The organism is Janthinobacterium sp. CG3 (assembly GCF_000344615.1).
GTDB lineage: Bacteria > Pseudomonadota > Gammaproteobacteria > Burkholderiales > Burkholderiaceae_D > Janthinobacterium.
The window spans coordinates 2,034,272-2,052,375 of the sequence record NZ_KB467824.1; the positions used below are offsets into that span (position 1 = coordinate 2,034,272).

Annotated in this window: 7 protein-coding genes; 1 reads left to right on the plus strand and 6 read right to left on the minus strand. The window is 68.7% G+C overall.

Annotated features, from left to right (window positions below; all coding sequences use genetic code 11):
* Positions 1 to 4 precede the first annotated feature (4 nt).
* The 4 genes from JANGC3_RS28890 to JANGC3_RS0108805 all read right to left on the minus strand — a co-directional run bounded on the left by JANGC3_RS28890 (position 5) and on the right by JANGC3_RS0108805 (position 5,504).
* Positions 5 to 1,234 (minus strand): NAD(P)/FAD-dependent oxidoreductase, encoded by a 1,230-nt coding sequence (locus JANGC3_RS28890; RefSeq protein ID WP_017876118.1) that lies wholly within the window; start codon positions 1,232 to 1,234, stop codon positions 5 to 7.
* Entirely contained in the window at positions 1,231 to 1,578 is a 348-nt protein-coding gene (nirD, locus tag JANGC3_RS0108795; RefSeq protein WP_026132746.1) for a nitrite reductase small subunit NirD, read from the minus strand. Before nirD ends, JANGC3_RS28890 begins: the two co-directional genes overlap by 4 nt.
* 72 nt (positions 1,579 to 1,650) lie before the next feature.
* Positions 1,651 to 4,185, minus strand: a complete 2,535-nt coding sequence (nirB, locus tag JANGC3_RS0108800; protein WP_017876120.1) for a nitrite reductase large subunit NirB — start codon at positions 4,183 to 4,185, stop codon at positions 1,651 to 1,653.
* A gap of 29 nt (positions 4,186 to 4,214) precedes the next feature.
* Positions 4,215 to 5,504, minus strand: coding sequence for an MFS transporter (locus JANGC3_RS0108805; RefSeq protein ID WP_017876121.1), 1,290 nt, complete (start codon positions 5,502 to 5,504; stop codon positions 4,215 to 4,217).
* Positions 5,505 to 5,985: 481 nt separating this feature from the next.
* On the opposite strand from JANGC3_RS0108805, the gene JANGC3_RS0108810 reads away from it, so the two are divergent.
* Positions 5,986 to 9,309: an EAL domain-containing protein gene (locus JANGC3_RS0108810; protein ID WP_017876122.1), complete on the plus strand. Its 3,324-nt coding sequence runs from the start codon at positions 5,986 to 5,988 to the stop codon at positions 9,307 to 9,309.
* Here the strand turns inward: JANGC3_RS0108810 and JANGC3_RS0108815 are convergent.
* Entirely contained in the window at positions 9,252 to 15,809 is a 6,558-nt protein-coding gene (locus JANGC3_RS0108815; protein ID WP_081611806.1) for a HAMP domain-containing protein, read from the minus strand. The genes JANGC3_RS0108810 and JANGC3_RS0108815 overlap by 58 nt on opposite strands.
* Positions 15,806 to 18,040, minus strand: coding sequence for a putative bifunctional diguanylate cyclase/phosphodiesterase (locus JANGC3_RS0108820; RefSeq protein ID WP_017876124.1), 2,235 nt, complete (start codon positions 18,038 to 18,040; stop codon positions 15,806 to 15,808). The genes JANGC3_RS0108815 and JANGC3_RS0108820 overlap by 4 nt, the downstream gene beginning before the upstream one ends.
* Positions 18,041 to 18,104 lie beyond the last annotated feature (64 nt).

Consider the following 18,104-nt stretch of genomic DNA (forward strand, 5'->3'; position numbering starts at 1 on the left):
CTGGTCAGGCCGCCAAGCCGCAGAGCGACTTGCCGAACAATAAATGGTTGCGCATGGCGGAAATATCGGTGCGGTTCTGGATCAGGTCGAAGTACCACGGGCCGTCCTGCACGTCGCCGTACAGCACCGCGCCGGCCACCTGGTTGCCCTTCAATACCAGGCGCTTGTAGACGCCGCGGCGCGGATCGCGCAACACCAGGTCTTCGCTGTCGGGGCCGCCGATGAAGTCGCCCACCGAGTACAAGTCTACGCCGGTTACCTTCAATTTGGTGGGCGTGGCCTGCTGCACGTAGCGGCGGTGGCCGGCGCCGGCCAGGTGGGCGCCGCAGACGCGCGCCTGGTCCCAGATCGGCGCCACCAGGCCGAAGGTGGCGCTGCGGTGCTGCACGCACTCGCCCACCGAATAGATGCGCGGGTCGTAGGTTTGCAGCGTGTCGTCGACCACGATGGCGCGCTCGCAGTGCAGGCCGGACTGCTTGGCCAGCTCGATGTTGGGACGCACGCCGGCGGCCATCACCACCAGGTCGGCGGGAATCTCCGTGCCGTCCTTGAAGCGCACCGCCGTGACGCGCTCCGGGCCGACGATGTCGGCGGTGTGGGCGTCGAGCATGAAGCGCAGGCCCTTGCGTTCCAGCGCGTTTTTCAGCATCAGCGAGGCCGGCTTGTCGAGCTGCTGGTTCATCAGCGCGTCGGTGACGTGCACCACGGTGACGTCCATGCCCTGGCGCAGTAGGCCGTTGGCCGCTTCCAGCCCGAGCAGGCCGCCGCCGATGACGACGGCGTGGCGGTGGTTGCGCGCCGCCTCGAGCATGGTTTCGACGTCCTGGATGTCGCGGAAGGCGATCACGCCGGGCAGTTGGTGGCCCGGCACCGGAATGATGAAGGGCTTCGAGCCGGTCGCCAGCAGCAGGCGGTCGTAATGGACCTGAAGGCCGGAGCGCGCGCGCACGATGCGCCGGCGCCGGTCGATGTGCTCGACCGGGTCGCCGGCGTGCAGCGTGATGCCGTTGGCCACATACCATTCGGGCGTGTTGAGCATGATGTCGGCGACGCTCTTCTCGCCCGCCAGCAGCGGCGACAGCAGGATGCGGTTGTAGTTGCCGTGCGGCTCGGCGCCGAAAACGGTGATGTTGTACAACTCCGGCGCCAGCTTTTGCAGCTCCTCGACCGTGCGCATGCCGGCCATGCCGTTGCCGATCACCACCAGCGACGGTTTCGCGGCGCGCGCGTTCATGCGCCTACCCAGACCCTGCCGCCCTCGATGCGGGCCGGCCAGGTGGCCACCGAGTGTTCCGGCGCCTCCAGGCATTCGCCGGTCTGCAAGTCGAAATGCTGCTTGTAGATCGGCGAGGCGACCACCAGGCGCTGGCCCAGGTTGCCGACCAGGCCGCGCGAGAGCACCGCGGCGCCGCTGTTCGGGTCGACGTTGGCGATGGCGAAGACCCGCTCGCTGCCGTCGTTGACGTGGAACACGGCTACTTGCTCGCCGTTGAGCAGCGCGCACACGCCGGTGTTCGGCACGATGTCGGCCAGTGCGCAGACGGATACCCAGTTGTCGGTTTGAAGGTCGCGGTGCATGGTGTTCTCCAGTTTCATATATAACTAATTTGTTTGCTGCTCGCCGAAATCCCAGGTTTTACGATGCAAGAATCATGCCGTGGCGGCGACGATGGGGATCGTCACGCGCTTGCGCTCTTCCAGCGTGGCCGGACGGATCTGCCCGCGCTCTTCGACGAACACCACGTTCGGATCGGCCAGGTCGCTGTTGACGAACTGGCGGAAGCGTTTGCGCGTTTCCGGATCGTCGACGGCGGCCTTCCACTCGCAGGCGTAGGTGTCGACGACGTGCTGCATGTCCGCTTCCAGCTCGGCGGCGAGGTTCAGCTTGTCGCCGATGACGACTTCCTTCAGGTAGTCGAGGCCGCCCTCCAGGTTGTCGCGCCACACGCTGGTGCGTTGCAGGCGGTCGGCGGTGCGCACGTAGAACATCAGGAAGCGGTCGATGTAGCGCACCAGGGTTTCCCGGTCGAGGTCGGACGCCAGCAGTTCGGCGTGGCGCGGTTTCATGCCGCCGTTGCCGCACACGTACAGGTTCCAACCCTTCTCGGTGGCGATCAGGCCGATGTCCTTGCCCTGCGCCTCGGCGCACTCGCGGGTGCAGCCGGAGACGCCGAACTTGATCTTGTGCGGCGTGCGCAAGCCCTTGTAGCGGTTTTCCAGTTCGATCGCCAGGCCGACGCTGTCGGCCACGCCGTAGCGGCACCAGGTCGAGCCGACGCAGGATTTGACGGTGCGCAGCGACTTGCCGTAGGCGTGGCCGGACTCGAAGCCGGCGGCGATCAGTTCCTCCCAGATCAGCGGCAGTTGCTCGACGCGGGCGCCGAACAGGTCGACCCGCTGGCCGCCGGTGATCTTGGTGTACAGGCCGTATTTCTTGGCCACCGTGCCGACCGCGATCAAGCCGTCGGCCGTGACCTCGCCGCCGGCCATGCGCGGCACCACCGAGTAGCTGCCGTCCTTCTGGATGTTGCCGAGGAAATAGTCGTTGCTGTCCTGCAGGCTGGCGTGCTCCCTCTTCAGCACGAAGTCGTTCCAGCACGAGGCCAGCACGCTGGCTGCGACCGGTTTGCAGACGTCGCAACCGAGGCCCTTGCCGTGCTGCGCCAGCAAGTCCGCGAAGGTGGTGATCTTGCCGACGCGCACCAGGTGGTACAGCTCCTGGCGCGAATAGGCGAAATGCTCGCAGACGTGGTTGTTGACGTCCAGGCCGAGCTTTTTCATCTCGGCCTTCATGATCTGCGTCACCAGCGGCACGCAACCGCCGCAGGCGGTACCGGCCTTGGTGCAGCTTTTCAGCGCGCCGATCGAGGTGGCGCCGTCGCCGACGGCGGCGCACAGCGCGCCCTTGCTGACGTCGTTGCACGAGCAGATCTGCGCGCCGTCCGGCAGCGCGTCCACGCCCAGGCCCGGGCGGGCCTTGCCGTCCGACTGCGGCAGGATCAGGAATTCCGGCGATTCCGGCAGCTCGATGCGGTTGAGCATCATCTGCAGCAGCGTGCCGTACTCGCTGGCGTCGCCGACCATGACGCCGCCGAGCAGGAACTTGCCGCACTCGGAGACGACGATTTTCTTATAGATCTGCTTGCGCTCGTCGGTGAACTGGTAGGAGCGGCTGCCGGCGGTGGTGGCGTGCGAGTCGCCCATGCTGGCCACGTCGACGCCCATCAGCTTTAATTTGGTGCTCATGTCGGCGCCGGTGAAGGCGCCCTGCTCGCCCAGCAGGTGGCGCGCGGCGATGCGCGCCATTTCATAGCCGGGCGCGACCAGGCCGAAGATCTGTCCGCCCCACAGCGCGCATTCGCCGATGGCGTAGACGTCCGGGTCCGAGCTCAGGCAGCTGTCGTCGATGCTGATGCCGCCGCGCGGACCGACCGTCAGGCCGCTGGCGCGGGCCAGTTCGTCGCGCGGGCGGATGCCGGCCGAGAAGACGATCATGTCGGCGTCGAGGTGGCTGCCGTCGGCGAACACCATGCGGTGGGTGCCGTCGACGCCGTCGACGATTTCCAGCGTGTTCTTTTGCGTGTGGACGGTGACGCCGAGCTGTTCGATTTTGCGCCGCAGCACGCGCGCGCCGCCCTCGTCAACCTGCACCGCCATCAGGCGCGGGGCGAATTCGACGACGTGGGTGTCGAGCTTCATGTCGCGCAGCGCCTTGGCGCATTCCAGGCCGAGCAGGCCGCCGCCGATGACCACGCCGGTCTTGGAACGGTTGCCGCATTCGAGCATCGCCTCCAGGTCTTCGATGGTACGGTAGACGAAGCAGTCCTTGCGGTCCTTGCCCGGCAGCGGCGGCACGAACGGATACGAACCGGTGGCGATCACCAGTTTGTCGTAGGACAGCACTTCGCCGGTGCTGACGGTGACGGTCTTGGCGCCGCGGTCGATGGCGCCGGCCTTGGCGTTGAGTTTGAGCAGCACGTTGCCGCGCTCGAAGAAACCGGGCGGCACCAGCGACAGGTCCTCGGCCGATTTGCCGGCGAAGAATTCGGACAGGTGCACGCGGTCGTAGGCCGGGCGCGGCTCTTCGCACAGCACCGTTACCTCCAGGTGGGGCGCGCCGCTGTCGGCCAGGCGTTCGAGGAATTTGTGGCCGACCATGCCGTGGCCGATGACGATAATTTTCATGTTGTTTCTCCTAAACGAACTGAGCTGAACTAAGCGGCGGCCAGGGTCGGCTCGCTGGCGGTGGAGAAGCGCGCGGCGACCGCGCACAGGGCCGAGACGATGACCAAGCCGCTGAGGATGCTCAGCGTCTGCTGGATGTCGCCGGTGCCCTTCATCAGGAAGCCGGCGGCCACCGCGCCGACGTTGCCGCCGGCGCCGATGATGCCGGCCACGCCGCCCAGGGCCTTGCTGTCGATGAACGGCACCAGCGCGTAGGTGGCGCCGCAGGCCATGTGGGTGAACAGGCCGAACACCAGCATGGCGACGACGGCGTAGGCGACGCCGTCGGCGTTGGCGAACCACAGCAGGCCCAGGCCCTCGCCGATCATCATCAGGAACAGCAGCGTGACGCGGCTGTTCAGGTTGCCGCGCAGGGCCATCTTGTCGGAGACCCAGCCGCCCAGGGCGCGGGCGAACAGCGCCAGCAGGCCGAAGCTGCCGGCGGCCAGGCCGGCCGACTTCAGCGACAGGCCGAAATGGTCGACGTAATAGACGGCGGCGATGTTGTGGATGAAGATCTCGATGCCGAAGCAGGCGCCGTAGGTGACGAACAGCAGCCAGACGCGGTAGTTGGCGCTGGCCGCCTTGAAGCTGTCCCAGCCGCCCTTCTTGCCGCCGTCGACGGCGATGCCGGCGGCGCGCATGTCGCTATAGTTGCCTTCCGGGCAGTCCTGGGTGAACTTCCAGTAGAGCACGGCCATGACCAGCATCAGCACGCCCGGCACCAGCAGCGCGACGCGCCAGCCCAGCGTCTCGGACACGCCCAGCATGATGAGCGCGCCCATCAGCAGGGGCATCAGCGCCTGCGCCGCGCCGCCGCCGGCGTTGCCCCAGCCGGCGGCGGCCGCGTTGGCGGTGCCGACGACGTTGGAGGCGAACATCACCGAGGTGTGGTATTGGGTGATGACGAAGCTGGCGCCGACGGCGCCGATGCCCAGGCGGAAGATCAGGAAGCTCTCATAGCTCTGCGACATGGCCACGCCCAGCACCGGCACCGCGCCCAGCAGCAGCAAGCCGGTGTAGGCCTTGCGGGGACCGAAACGGTCGCACATCGGGCCGATCACCAGCCGCACCAGGATCGTGATGGCGACGGCGGCGATGTTGATGTTGGCGATTTGCCCGATGCTCAGGCCGAACTCGCCTTTGATGATGGGCATCAGTGGCGCGCAGGCGAACCAGGCGAAGAAGCAGACGAAGAAGGCCATCCAGGTCAGGTGGAAGGCGCGCATCGGCGCCGTGTTGAAGGTGAAGAGCTTGATGCTGCTTGCTTTGCTGGCCATTTTTTTATCCCGTAAAAAACGAAAAAGCGTCCGCCCCGCCTGGAGTAAAAACCAAGCTGGGCGGACGCCGTTGTCCTTGTCGACCCATCGTTGGGCCGGCACTAGTTGTTCAGGGGATCGCCATTGATCCGATAGGTATCCTTTAGCAAGCGCCGTGCCAGAGCGCGTTACCGGCTGCGCAGGGGGCGCGCGGGCGGCCGCCGCGCCGCGGCGCGGGGCGCCATGAGACATCGCGGTGCGCTTTCGCCCGAAAATGGTGCAGTGCATGGTGGAACGTGTTCCATGTGCGCGGGCCGTCGCTATTTTTCCACGGCAATGGCCGGCGTTTCCCCTAAACATTTCGGAAATAGGTTACTGTAGGCTGTCTCCGGCGCCTTGCGGCCGCGGGTAAATGGTTTTCCAGGCCCACCGGCAACCGCCCGGCCCTTCACGCACGCGGCGGTTATTCCAACCGACTGAACTGGCCGCCAATGGAGGCAATATGTCGCGCGCCCGCTTTTGTTTGCCCTCGGTTTCCTATCCGGCGCTGCTGGTGCTGCTGCTCGGATGCGTCTTGAGCGCCGCCCTGTTTGCCAGCGGGCGCTATCTGGAACACGACCGCCTGTCGCTGGAATTCCAGGACCAGGCGAATCTGCGCATGATCGCCATCCGCGACGACTTCACCAGCGCGGTCGAGGAACTGCAAACCATCAACCAGTTTTTCGTCAGCACCGGCGCGGTCAGCCGCGAGCAATTCCGCAGCTTCGTCCAAATCTCGCTGAAACACCATCCGGCGATCCAGTCGGTGGCGTTCCAGCGCCTGCTGGCGGGCGCCGAGCGGCCGGCCTACGAGCGGGCGATGGGCGCGCTGTACGCGGATTTCGCCATCACCGAAATACGCGACGGCAAACGGCAAGTGGCCGGCCAGCGCGAGCAATACCGCGTCGTCGACTATCTGGAACCGCTGGTCGGCCACACCGGCGCGCTGGGCCTGGACGTCTTGACGATCGCCGAACAGGCCGAGGCGGCCGCGCGCGCGCGCGACGGCGGCGGCATGGCCGCCACCAAACTGTTCCGGCGCACCCGCGACAAGGCCGGCGAGCGCAGCTTCCTGGTGATGATGCCGGTCTACCGCCACGGCGCGCGGCTCGACGGCGCCGCCGCCCGCCGCGCCGCGCTGCTCGGCTATACCACCGTGGTATTCCAGATCGGCTCGGCCATCGAGACCATCCTGCGCACCAGCGGCTTCCTGCACAACGCCGAGATCGCCGTCGCGGTGTACGACAGCAAGCGCGCCGACCCGGCCAACCTGGCCTACCGCCACGGCGCGGCGGCGGCGGCGGCGCCGGCCGCCGCCGGCTGGCTGCCGGCGTGGCTGTGGCACAACGAACCGAGCGCCGTCGCGTATGGTTTCGAGGTGGCCGACCGGCCGTGGCTGGTGCAAATTTCCCGCCAGGGCAGCTCGCTGACCGGCAGCGGCAGCGGCGCCCTGCTGGCGCTGGCGCTGGCGCTGACGCTGTCGCTGCTGGCGGCCGGCTTCACCCAGACGCTGGTGGCGCGGGCGCGCCGCACCCAGCAACTGGTCGACGCGCGCACCGCCGAACTACGCCACAGCAACACCGAGCTGGCCGCCGACATCGCCGCGCGCACCCGCGCCGAGGACACGCTGCGGCTGATGCAGGGCGCCATCGAGGCCAGCGCCAACGCCATCCTGATCTGCTCGGCGCAGGAGCGCGGCTACGTGCTCGAATACGTCAACCCGGCCTTCCAGCAGGTGACAGGCTACGCCGCCGGCGAGGCGCTGGGGCGCAACTGCGCCTTCCTGTGGGGCGCCGACGCCGAGCAGGCCGGCATCACCGAGATCCGCGCCACCGTGCGCGAGCTGCGCGACGGCCACGCGGTGCTGCGCTGCTACCGCCAGGACGGCACGCTGTTCTGGTGCGAAGTCTACATCGCCCCGGTGCGCAACGACGCCGGCGCGATCGGCCATTTCGTCGTCGCGCTGTACGACATCACCGCCACCAAACGCTACGAGGCCGAGCTGGAATTCCAGGCCAACCGCGACACCCTGACCGGGCTGGCCAACCGCAACCTGCTCAGCGACCGCCTCAGCCAGGCCATCGTCTACGCCGCCCGCGACGACTTTCCGCTGTATATCGCCTTTATCGACCTGGACCACTTTAAATTCGTCAACGACACGCTCGGCCACGCCGCCGGCGACGCGCTGCTGCGCACGATGGCGCAGCGCCTGGAGGCCGAGGCCGGCGGCGCCAGCACCGCGGCGCGCATCGGCGGCGACGAATTCGTGCTGATCCTGCCCAACGACCTCGACGAATACACCGCCTCGCTGGCGCTGCAACGCATCCTCGACGCGGTGGCCGCGCCGGTGCACATCGAGGGACACGAGCTGTTCCTCACCTGCAGCATCGGCGTTGCCGCCTACCCGGCCGACGGCGCCGACCCGGAGGCGCTGATCAAGCACGCCGACATCGCCATGTACCGGGCCAAGCAAACCGGGCGCAACAACGTGCAGTTCTACAAGGCGGCGATGAACGAGCGCGCCCTCGAACGCCTGCGCATCGAGGGCGACCTGCGCAACGCCATCGAGCGCGAAGAGTTCGAACTACACTACCAGCCGCAAGTGGACCTGCGCAGCGGCCGGGTGGTCGGCATGGAGGCTTTGATCCGCTGGAACCACCCGCAACTGGGCCAGCTGGCGCCGCTGCGCTTCATCGCCCTGGCCGAGGAAACCGGGCTGATCGTGCCGATCGGCGCCTGGGTGGTGCGCAGCGCCTGCCGCCAGAACCAGGCCTGGCAAGACGCCGGCATGGCGCCGCTGCGGGTGGCGGTGAACCTGTCGGCGCGCCAGTTCGCGCAAGCGGACCTGCTGCCGTCGATCGCCGCGGTGCTCGACGAGACCGGCCTGGACGCGCGCTGGCTCGACATCGAACTTACCGAAAGCATGGTCATGGCCGACGTCGAGCACGCCATCAGCGTGCTGGGCGGCCTGAAAAAGCTCGGCGTGCACCTGTCGATCGACGACTTCGGCACCGGCTATTCGAGCCTGTCGTATTTGAAACGCTTCCCCATCGACGTGCTGAAGATCGACCGCTCCTTCGTGCGCGACATCAGCACCGACCCGGACGACGCCGCCATCACGCTGTCGATCATCTCGCTGGCGCACAGCCTGAGGCTGAAAGTGGTCGCCGAGGGCGTCGAAACCGAAGCCCAACTGGGCTACCTGCGGCGCCACGGCTGCGACCAGATGCAGGGCTACTATTTCAGCCCGCCGCTGCCGGAGCGCGACTTCCGCCAACTGATGCGGCAAAACACGACGCTGGCGCCGCCGCCCGGCGAAGCGGCGCCGCGCGAGACGCTGCTTATCGTCGACGACGAAGCGCAAGTGGCGGCGGCGTTGAAACGGCTGATGCGCCCGGACGGCTACCAGATCCTGACGGCGGCCACGCCCGACGAGGGCTTTCGCCTGTTGGCGCTGCACCGCGTGCAAGTGATCATTTGCGACCAGCGCATGCCGCTGATGCGCGGCACCGAATTCCTCAACAAGGTGCGCCAGTTGCATCCGGATACCATCCGCATCGTCCTGTCGGGCTACACGGCGCTGGAATCGGTCATCGACGCGATCAACGAAGGGCAAATCTACCGCTTTTTCACCAAACCGTGGGACGACGACATCGTGCGCAAGACCGTGCGCGGCGCCTTCCACCAGTACGCGCTGGTGCACGAGGCGGCGCGCGGCGGCGGCGCCGCTCAGGCCGGCGGCGGCGGCGGCGCGGCCAGCCAGGCGCACAACTGCGCCAGCAGCTGATCCGCGTCGACCGGCTTCGAGGCGTAGTCGGAGGCGCCGGCGGCCAGGCACTTGTCGCGGTCCTCCAACATCGCCTTCGCCGTCAGCGCGATGATGGGCAGCGCGGCGAAGCGGGGGTCGGCGCGCAGCCGGCGTATGGTGTCGTAGCCGTCCAGCTCCGGCATCATGATATCCATCAGCACGATGTCGACGCCGGCGTCCGCCTCGAGCTGGGCGATCGCCTGCGCGCCGCCGACGGCCGCGCGCACCGCCATGCCTTGGCTTTCCAGCAAGCCGGTAAGCGAGTACAGGTTGCGCGCGTCGTCGTCGACGACCAGCACGCGTTTGCCGCGCAACGCCGCGGCCGGCGCCGGCGCGGCCGGCCGGCGCGGCGGCAGAGCCTGCTTGACCCGGCGCAGGAACTCGGCCGCGTCCGGCGCCAGTCCCTCGCGCTCGCGGCCGGCCTCGCCGACGACCAGCGCGCCCAGTTCGACGGCCTGGGCGCGCACCTCCGGGTCGACCGCGCCGGCGCTGTAGAGCATGGCGGGGATCGCCGCCAGCGCCGCGTCGCGGCGCACCTCGCGCAGCAGGGCCAAGCCGTCCATGTCCGGCAAGTCCAACGCGACCACCAGGCCCTGGTACGTCCTGTTGCGCAAGGCCTCAAGCGCCTCGGCGGCGCTGGCCGCCACGTCGAGCACGACGTCCGGGCCGGCCAGCGCCGCCATGATGGGGGCGCGCTTGGCCACGTCGTTCTCGATCAGCAATAACGCGCGCAGCGGCCGCGCCAGGTGCCTCGTCATGTCGGCGAACACCTGCGCCAGGGCGTCCAGGTCGGCCGGCTTGGTGGTGTAACTGGCCACGCCGTGCCGCCGGTCCGCCTGCGGCCGGTCGCGCACCGAAATAACGTGCACGGCGATGCCGCGCGTGCGCGGGTCGGCGCGCAGGCGGTCGGCGATGTCCCAGCCGTCGGCGTCGGGCAGGCCGAGGTCGAGCGCGATGGCGTCCGGGCGCGCGCGCAGCGCCAGCGCGAAGCCGTCCTCGCCGCCGGTCGCCACCAGCGTCCTGAAACCGCGCTCGCGCGCCAGGCCCTGCAGCATGCGCGCGAACACCGGATCGTCTTCGATGATCAGCAGCAGCGGCTCGGCGCCGGCCGGCGCCGGCGGCGCGAACGCGGCCGGCGCCGGCGCGCCGCGCGGCGCCGCCGCGGCGCGCTGGCCCGGCGCCGCCGGCGGCTGCGGCAAATACAGGGTGAACGTGCTGCCGCGGCCCTCCCCGCTCGCGACGTCGAGCTCGCCGCCCAGCAGCCGGGCGATTTCGCGGCTGATGGCCAACCCCAGGCCGGTGCCGCCGTAGCGCCGCGCGGTGCTGGCGTCGGCCTGCTGGAAGGCGTCGAAAATCACGCCCTGCTTCGCCGCCGCGATGCCGATGCCGCTGTCGCTGACGCTGAAGGCGAGCACCAGCGCGGCCTGTTCCAGCGCCGGCCTGCCGGCGCCCCAGCCGGAGCGCGCGATGCGCGCCGACAGCGACACGCCGCCCTTGGCGGTGAACTTGACCGCGTTCGACAACAGGTTCTTGAGCAGTTGCTTGAGGCGCTGGCCGTCGCTGCGCACGAAGGCCGGGAAGTCGGCGGCGACGTCGAGCGAAAAGGCCAGGCCCTTGGACTCGGCGAGGTGGCGGAACGCCTTGTCGAGGTCGCCGGCAAGCTCGGCCGTGGCGACGTCCTCGATGTCCAGCGTGGCGCTGCCCGCCTCGATTTTCGACAGGTCGAGGATGTCGTTGATCAGGTGCAGCAGGTCGCGCCCGGACCCATGCATGACCCGCACCATCTCGAGCTGCTTCTCGCTGAGGTTCTGCTCGCGGTTCTGGCGCAGCTGCTCGGCCAACAGCAGCAGGCTGTTGAGCGGGGTGCGCAACTCGTGCGACATGTTGGCGAGGAATTCGGATTTGTACTTCGACGTCAGCGCCAGCTGCGCCGCCTTGTCCTCCAGGCTGTTGCGCGCCACTTCGATTTCGCGGTTCTTGCGCTCGACCTCGGCGTTTTGCTCGGACAACTGGCGCGCCTTGCGTTCGAGTTCCGCGTTGGTTTTCTGCAACTCGTTTTGCTGGGACTGGAACTCCCCCTCCAGCGCCTGGGCCTGCTGGCGCAGCAGCGCCTCGGTGCCGGAGGCCGTCTCGATCGAATTGAAGACGATGCCCAGGCCCTCGGCCAGCTGGTCGAGAAAGCTCAGGTGGATCGCCTGGTAGGGGCTGAAGGCGCCGATCTCGATGACCGCCTTGACCTGCTCCTCGAACAGGATCGGCAGCACGACGATGTTGCGCGGGCTGGCCTGGCCGAGCCCGGAGACGATCGGCACGTAGTCGTCCGGCACGTGGGTGATCAGCAGGCGTTTTTTTTCCAGCGCGGCCTGGCCGACGACGCCCTCGCCGACGGCCCATTCGTTCGACAGGTTCTTGCGCTGCTGGTAGCCGTAGCTGGCCACCAGGCTGAGGCGGCGGACGGCGCCGCCGCCCTGCCGCGCCGGCGCCTGCATCAGGTACAGCACCGCGTGCTGCGAGGCCACCAGCGGCGCCAGCTCCGACAGCAGCAGGCGCGCGACGGCGCCGAGGTCGCGCTGTCCCTGCAGCATGCGGGTCAGACGCGCCAGGTTGGTCTTCAGCCAGTCCTGCTCGGTGTTGCGCTCGGTGGTTTCCCTGAGGTTGCGGATCATCTGGTTCAAATTGTCCTTCAGGTCGGCCACCTCGCCGCGCGCGGCCACCTGGATCGAGCGCATCAGGTCGCCCTTGGTCACCGCCGTGGCCACCTCGCCGATCGCCCGCACCTGGGTGCTCAGGTTGGCCGCCAGTTCGTTGACGTTGTCGACCAGGTCCTTCCAGCTGCCGGCGGCGCCCGGCACCACCGCCTGGCCGCCGAGGCGGCCCTCGACGCCGACCTCGCGCGCCACCCGCGTCACCTGGTCGCTGAAGGTCGCCAGCGTGTCGACCATGTCGTTGATGGTGTCGGCCAGCGAGGCCATCTCGCCCTTGGCCGGCACCATCATCTTGCGCTTCAGGTTGCCCACCGCGACCCCGGTGACGACCTTGGCCATGCCGCGCACCTGGTCGGTCAGGTTGTCGGCCATCAGGTTGACGCTGTCGGTGAGGTCCTTCCAGACGCCGGAGACGCCGGAGACCTGGGCCTGGCCGCCGAGCTTGCCGTCGGTGCCGACCTCGCGCGCCACCCGCGTCACCTCGCCGGCGAAGCTGTTCAACTGGTCGACCATGATGTTGATGGTGTCCTTCAGTTGCAAGATCTCGCCGCGGACGTCGACCGTGATCTTGCGCGACAGGTCGCCGTTGGCCACGGCGGTGGTGACGGCGGCGATGTTGCGCACCTGCCCGGTGAGGTTGCTGGCCATCAGGTTGACGTTGTCGGTGAGGTCCTTCCACACCCCGGCCACGGCCGGCACGTAGGCCTGGCCGCCGAGGCGGCCCTCGGTGCCGACCTCGCGCGCCACCCGCGTCACCTCGCCGGCGAAGCCGCGCAACTGCGCCACCATCGTGTTGATGGTTTCCTTGAGCTGCAGCACCTCGCCGCGCACGTCGACGGTGATGGTCTTCGACAGGTCGCCGTTGGCCACGGCGGTGGTGACGGTGGCGATGTTGCGCACCTGGTCGGTGAGGTTGCTGGCCATCAGGTTGACGTTGTCGGTCAGGCCGCGCCACACGCCCGAGAGCTCGCGCACCTGGGCCTGGCCGCCGAGGCGGCCCTCGACGCCGACCTCGCGCGCCACCCGCGTCACCTCGCCGGCGAAGGCGTTGAGCTGGTCGACCATGATGTTGATGGTGTCCTTCAACTGCAGCACCTCGCCGCGCACGTCGACCGTGATCTTTTGCGACAGGTCGCCCTTGGCCACCGCCGTCGTCACCGCGGCGATGTTGCGCACCTGCCCGGTCAGGTTGCTGGCCATCAGGTTGACGCTGTCGGTCAGGTTCTTCCAGGTGCCGGCCACGCCGGGCACCTGGGCCTGGCCGCCCAGGCGCCCCTCGGTGCCGACCTCGAGCGCGACCCGGGTCACCTCGCCGGCGAAGCTGTTCAACTGGTCGACCATGATGTTGATGGTGTCCTTCAACTGCAGCACCTCGCCCTGGACGTCGACGGTGATTTTCTGCGACAGGTCGCCGTTGGCCACCGCCGTGGTGACGGTGGCGATGTTGCGCACCTGCGCGGTGAGGTTGTTGGCCATGCGGTTGACGTTGTCGGTGAGGTCCTTCCACACGCCGGAGACGCCCTTGACGTCGGCCTGGCCGCCCAGCTTGCCCTCGGTGCCGACCTCGCGCGCCACCCGCGTCACCTCGCCGGCGAAGCTGTTCAACTGGTCGACCATGATGTTGATGGTGTCCTTCAACTGCAGCACCTCGCCGCGCACGTCGACGGTGATTTTTTGCGACAGGTCGCCGTTGGCCACCGCCGTCGTCACCGCGGCGATGTTGCGCACCTGCCCGGTCAGGTTGCTGCCCATCAGGTTGACGCTGTCGGTGAGGTTCTTCCACACCCCGCTGACGCCCTCGACCTCGGCCTGGCCGCCCAGGCGCCCCTCGGTGCCGACCTCGAGCGCGACGCGGGTGACCTCGCCGGAAAAACTCTTCAACTGGTCGACCATGACGTTGATGACGTCCTTGATCTGCAAGATCTCGCCCTGCGCCTCGACCGTGATCTTCTGCCCCAGGTCGCCGCTGGCGATCGCCGTCGCCACCTTCGAGACGTCGCGCAGCTGCACCGTCAGGTTGCCGGCCATCGCGTTGACGCTGTCGGTCAAGTCCTTCCAGACGCCGGAGACGTCCTTCACCTGGGCCTGGCCGCCCAGCTTGCCGTCGGTGCCGACCTCGCGCGCCACCCGCGTCACCTCGCCGGCGAAACTGTTCAACTGGTCGACCATGATGTTGATGGTGCTCTTGAGTTCGAGCACCTCGCCCTTGACGTCGGCGGTGATCTTGCGCGACAGGTCGCCGCGGGCCACCGCCGTCGTCACCTCGGCGATGTTGCGCACCTGGCCGGTGAGGTTGCTGGCCATCGCGTTGACGCTGTCGGTGAGGTCCTTCCAGACGCCGGCGACGTCCTTGACCTGGGCCTGGCCGCCTAGCCTGCCCTCGGTGCCGACCTCGCGCGCCACCCGCGTCACCTCGCCGGCGAAACTGTTCAACTGGTCGACCATGATGTTGATGGTGTCCTTCAGTTGCAGGATTTCGCCGCGCACGCCGACGGTGATCTTGCGCGACAGGTCGCCGCGCGCCACCGCCGTGGTCACCTCGGCGATGTTGCGCACCTGGCCGGTGAGGTTGTTGGCCATCAGGTTGACGCTCTCGGTGAGGTCCTTCCACACGCCGGCGACGCCCTTGACCTCGGCCTGGCCGCCCAGCTTGCCATCGGTGCCAACCTCGCGCGCCACCCGCGTCACCTCGCCGGCAAAGCTGTTCAACTGGTCGACCATGATGTTGATGGTGTCCTTCAGGCGCAGGATCTCGCCCTTGACGTCGACCGTGATCTTGCGCGACAGGTCGCCCTGCGCCACCGCCGTGGTCACCTCGGCGATGTTGCGCACCTGGCCGGTGAGGTTGTTGGCCATCAGGTTGACGCTCTCGGTGAGGTCCTTCCAAACGCCCGAGACGCCCTTGACGTCGGCCTGGCCGCCCAGCTTGCCCTCGGTGCCGACCTCGCGCGCCACCCGCGTCACCTCGCCGGCGAAGCTGTTCAACTGGTCGACCATCAGGTTGATGGTGTCCTTCAGGCGCAGGATCTCGCCCTTGACGTCGACCGTGATCTTGCGCGACAGGTCGCCCTGGGCCACCGCCGTGGTCACCTCGGCGATGTTGCGCACCTGGCCGGTCAGGTTGCTGGCCATCAGGTTGACGTTGTCGGTCAAGTCCTTCCAGACGCCGGAGGCCCCCTGGACCATCGCCTGGCCGCCCAGCTTGCCCTCGGTGCCGACCTCGCGCGCCACCCGCGTGACCTCGCTGGAAAAGCTGTTGAGCTGCTCGAGCATGGTGTTGATGATGTGGGCGTTCTTCAGGAACTCGCCCTTCAGCGGGCGCCCCTCGATGTCGAGCTGCATGCTTTCGCTGAGCGCGCCGCGGGCCACGGCGCCGATGACGCGGCCGACGTCGCGCACCGGTTGCACTAGGTTGTCGATCATCGAGTTGATCGCGTTGAGTTCGGCGCCCCAGGCGCCGGCGGTGCGCTCGAACTGCATGCGCTGGCCCAGCCGGCCTTCGCTGCCGACCAGCAGCGAGACGTGCCCGACCGCCCTGGCCAGCTGCTCGTGGGTGCTGGCGATGTCGTTGACGGCGTCGGCGATCTTGCCGTCGACGCCGCCCCAGTCCTGCGCCAGGCGCGCGCTGAAGTCGCCCTCGCGCAGCGCGGTGAGGGCCTGCAACAGCAACGGGCCGAACGCGCGGCCGCCGCCGCCGCCCCCGGCGCCCAGGTCGTGCGCGCGCCGCTGCGCTGGTGCCGCGCGCCGCTCCACCGGTGCCGCCTGTGGATTCATGCCGCCCCCCCCGTCTGCGGCCGCGCCAGCCTGAACGGCCCGCGCCGCAACAGTTCCAGGGCCTGCTCGTTGGACACCGGTTCGCTGAAATAGTGCCCCTGCAATTCGTCGCAGCCGTGGGCGATCAGGAACTCCATCTGCGCCGCCGTCTCGACCCCCTCGGCGATGACGGTCAGGCGCAGCACGTGCGCCAGCGTGATGATGGCCAGCACGATGGCCGCGTCGCCGGCGTCGGTGGCGATGTCGCGCACGAAGGAGGCGTCGATTTTCAGTTTGTCGATCGGCAGGCGCTTCAGGTAGGCCAGCGAGGAATGGCCGGTGCCGAAGTCGTCGATGGCGATCGTTATGCCCAGCGCGTGGATCTGGCGCAGCGTCTGCACCGCCAGCGCCGGGTTGCCCATGACGGCGCTTTCGGTCAGCTCGAGCTCGAGCATCGACGGCGCGATGCCGGCGCCGCGCACCACGGCGGCGATGTCGCGCGCCACCGTGTCGCGGCGCAATTGCAGCGCCGACACGTTGACGGCGATCGGCACGCCGCCCAAGCCCAGGGCGCCCCAGCGCCGCAGCTGCGCCGCCGCCTCGCGTATCGCCCAGGCGCCGATCACCTCGATGCGCCCGGTTTCCTCGGCGACCGGGATGAACACGGCCGGCGGGATCGCCCGGCCGTCGGCCTGCGGCCAGCGCATCAACGCCTCGAAGCCGCAGATGTCGCCGCTGGCCGCGCACACCTTGGGCTGGTAGTGCAGCACGAACTCGCCGGCGCCGACGGCGCGCTGCAGCGCGCAGCTGAGCTCGAGCTTGCGGCTGGCCGCCTCGTGCATGCGCGGGGTGAAGAAGGAAAAGCGCGCGCCGCCCTCCTGTTTGGCATGGTACATCGCGGTGTCGGCGTTGCGCAGCAGCGTCGCCGCTTGCTGGCCGTCGTCGGGGAAGACGGCGATGCCGACGCTGGGCGTGACGCGCAAATGGCGGCCTTCGATCTGGCAGGCGGCGGAGACGGCGGCGAGGATCTTGTCGGCCACCAGCGCCGCGTCCTCGACGTCGTGCATGCCCACCAGCAGCACCACGAACTCGTCGCCGCCCAGGCGGGCCACGGTGTCGCCGTCGCGCACGCAGGTGCCGAGCCGCTCGGCGACGTCCTGCAGCAGCCGGTCGCCGGCGGCGTGGCCGAGCGAGTCGTTGATCTCCTTGAAATGGTCGAGGTCGATGAACAGCACCGCCACCGTGGCGTGCTGGCGCTCCCCCTGGGCGGTGGCCTGGCGCATGCGGTCCTCCAGCAACAGACGGTTGGGCAAACCCGTCAGGGCGTCGTGGAACGACTGGTGCAACACGTAGGCCTCCATTTCCTTGCGCTCGGTGATGTCGCGCGACACCATCACCACCTGCGTCACGGCGCCCGAGGGCGCGCGGACCAGGTTCGTGGCCGACTCCAGGTAGCGGCCGGTACGGCCCAGCACCCGGTACTGCAGGCGCCGGTGGGCGTCGCCGGCGACCAGCTGCGCCAGCGCCGCGCGCACGCGCTCGCGGTCGTCGGCATGGACGATGCCGGCGTAGTTGCCGCCGAGCTCAATCGCGGCGCCGAATTCATCGACATAACTGGGGCTGGCGTACAACCAGGCGCCGGCGCTGTCGAGCAGGGCCACGTAGTCGCCGGCGTGCTGGACGATCAGGCGCTCGGCGTCGGCGCAACGCTCGGGGCCGCCGGCGGCGCCCCCGGCGGCCGCGCCCGGCGGCGGCTGGCTGCGCGCCAGATCGATCAAGCCCTGCACCTTCGCCTTGAGCACCTCGGGCGGCACCGGCATGAACAAGTAGTCGGCGGCGCCCAGGTCATAGCCCTTGGTGCGGTCGAGGTCGGTGGCGCGGTGCGAAGTCAGGAAGATGATCGGCGTGCATTGCGAGCGCGGCCGCAGGCGGATCAGCCGCGCCGTCTCGAAGCCGTCAAGGCCGGCCATCTTGACGTCGAGCACGATGGCGACGAAGTCCTGGTGGAGCAGCCGCATCAGGGCCTGCTCGCCGGAGGCGGCGCAGACAATCTCCGCGTCGAGGTCGGTCAAGATGGCGCGCAGCGCAAACAAGGTGCCCGGGTCGTCGTTGACGAGCAGGACGCTGACCTCGTCGCGGCGCGCCGGGCCGGCGCCGGGATCGCCCTCGGTAGCGGTCGCGGCGGCGGGGGCGGCGGCGGTTTCGGCGCGGGTAGGGGTACCGGTTTCGGTACGGGTGTCGGAGGGATCCATTAGGCTCGTTCCGCAGTGTCAATTACGCCGAAGCCAACCCAGGGACCCTGTCCTCTTCGCGCGA

Coding starts and splice junctions, on each gene's coding strand:
- JANGC3_RS0108815 (WP_081611806.1), bottom strand. CDS start 15,809: ATGAATCCACAGGCGGCACCGGTGGAGCGGCGCGCGGCACCAGCGCAG.
- JANGC3_RS0108805 (WP_017876121.1), bottom strand. CDS start 5,504: ATGGCCAGCAAAGCAAGCAGCATCAAGCTCTTCACCTTCAACACGGCG.
- nirD (WP_026132746.1), bottom strand. CDS start 1,578: ATGCACCGCGACCTTCAAACCGACAACTGGGTATCCGTCTGCGCACTG.
- nirB (WP_017876120.1), bottom strand. CDS start 4,185: ATGAAAATTATCGTCATCGGCCACGGCATGGTCGGCCACAAATTCCTC.
- JANGC3_RS28890 (WP_017876118.1), bottom strand. CDS start 1,234: ATGAACGCGCGCGCCGCGAAACCGTCGCTGGTGGTGATCGGCAACGGC.
- JANGC3_RS0108820 (WP_017876124.1), bottom strand. CDS start 18,040: ATGGATCCCTCCGACACCCGTACCGAAACCGGTACCCCTACCCGCGCC.
- JANGC3_RS0108810 (WP_017876122.1), top strand. CDS start 5,986: ATGTCGCGCGCCCGCTTTTGTTTGCCCTCGGTTTCCTATCCGGCGCTG.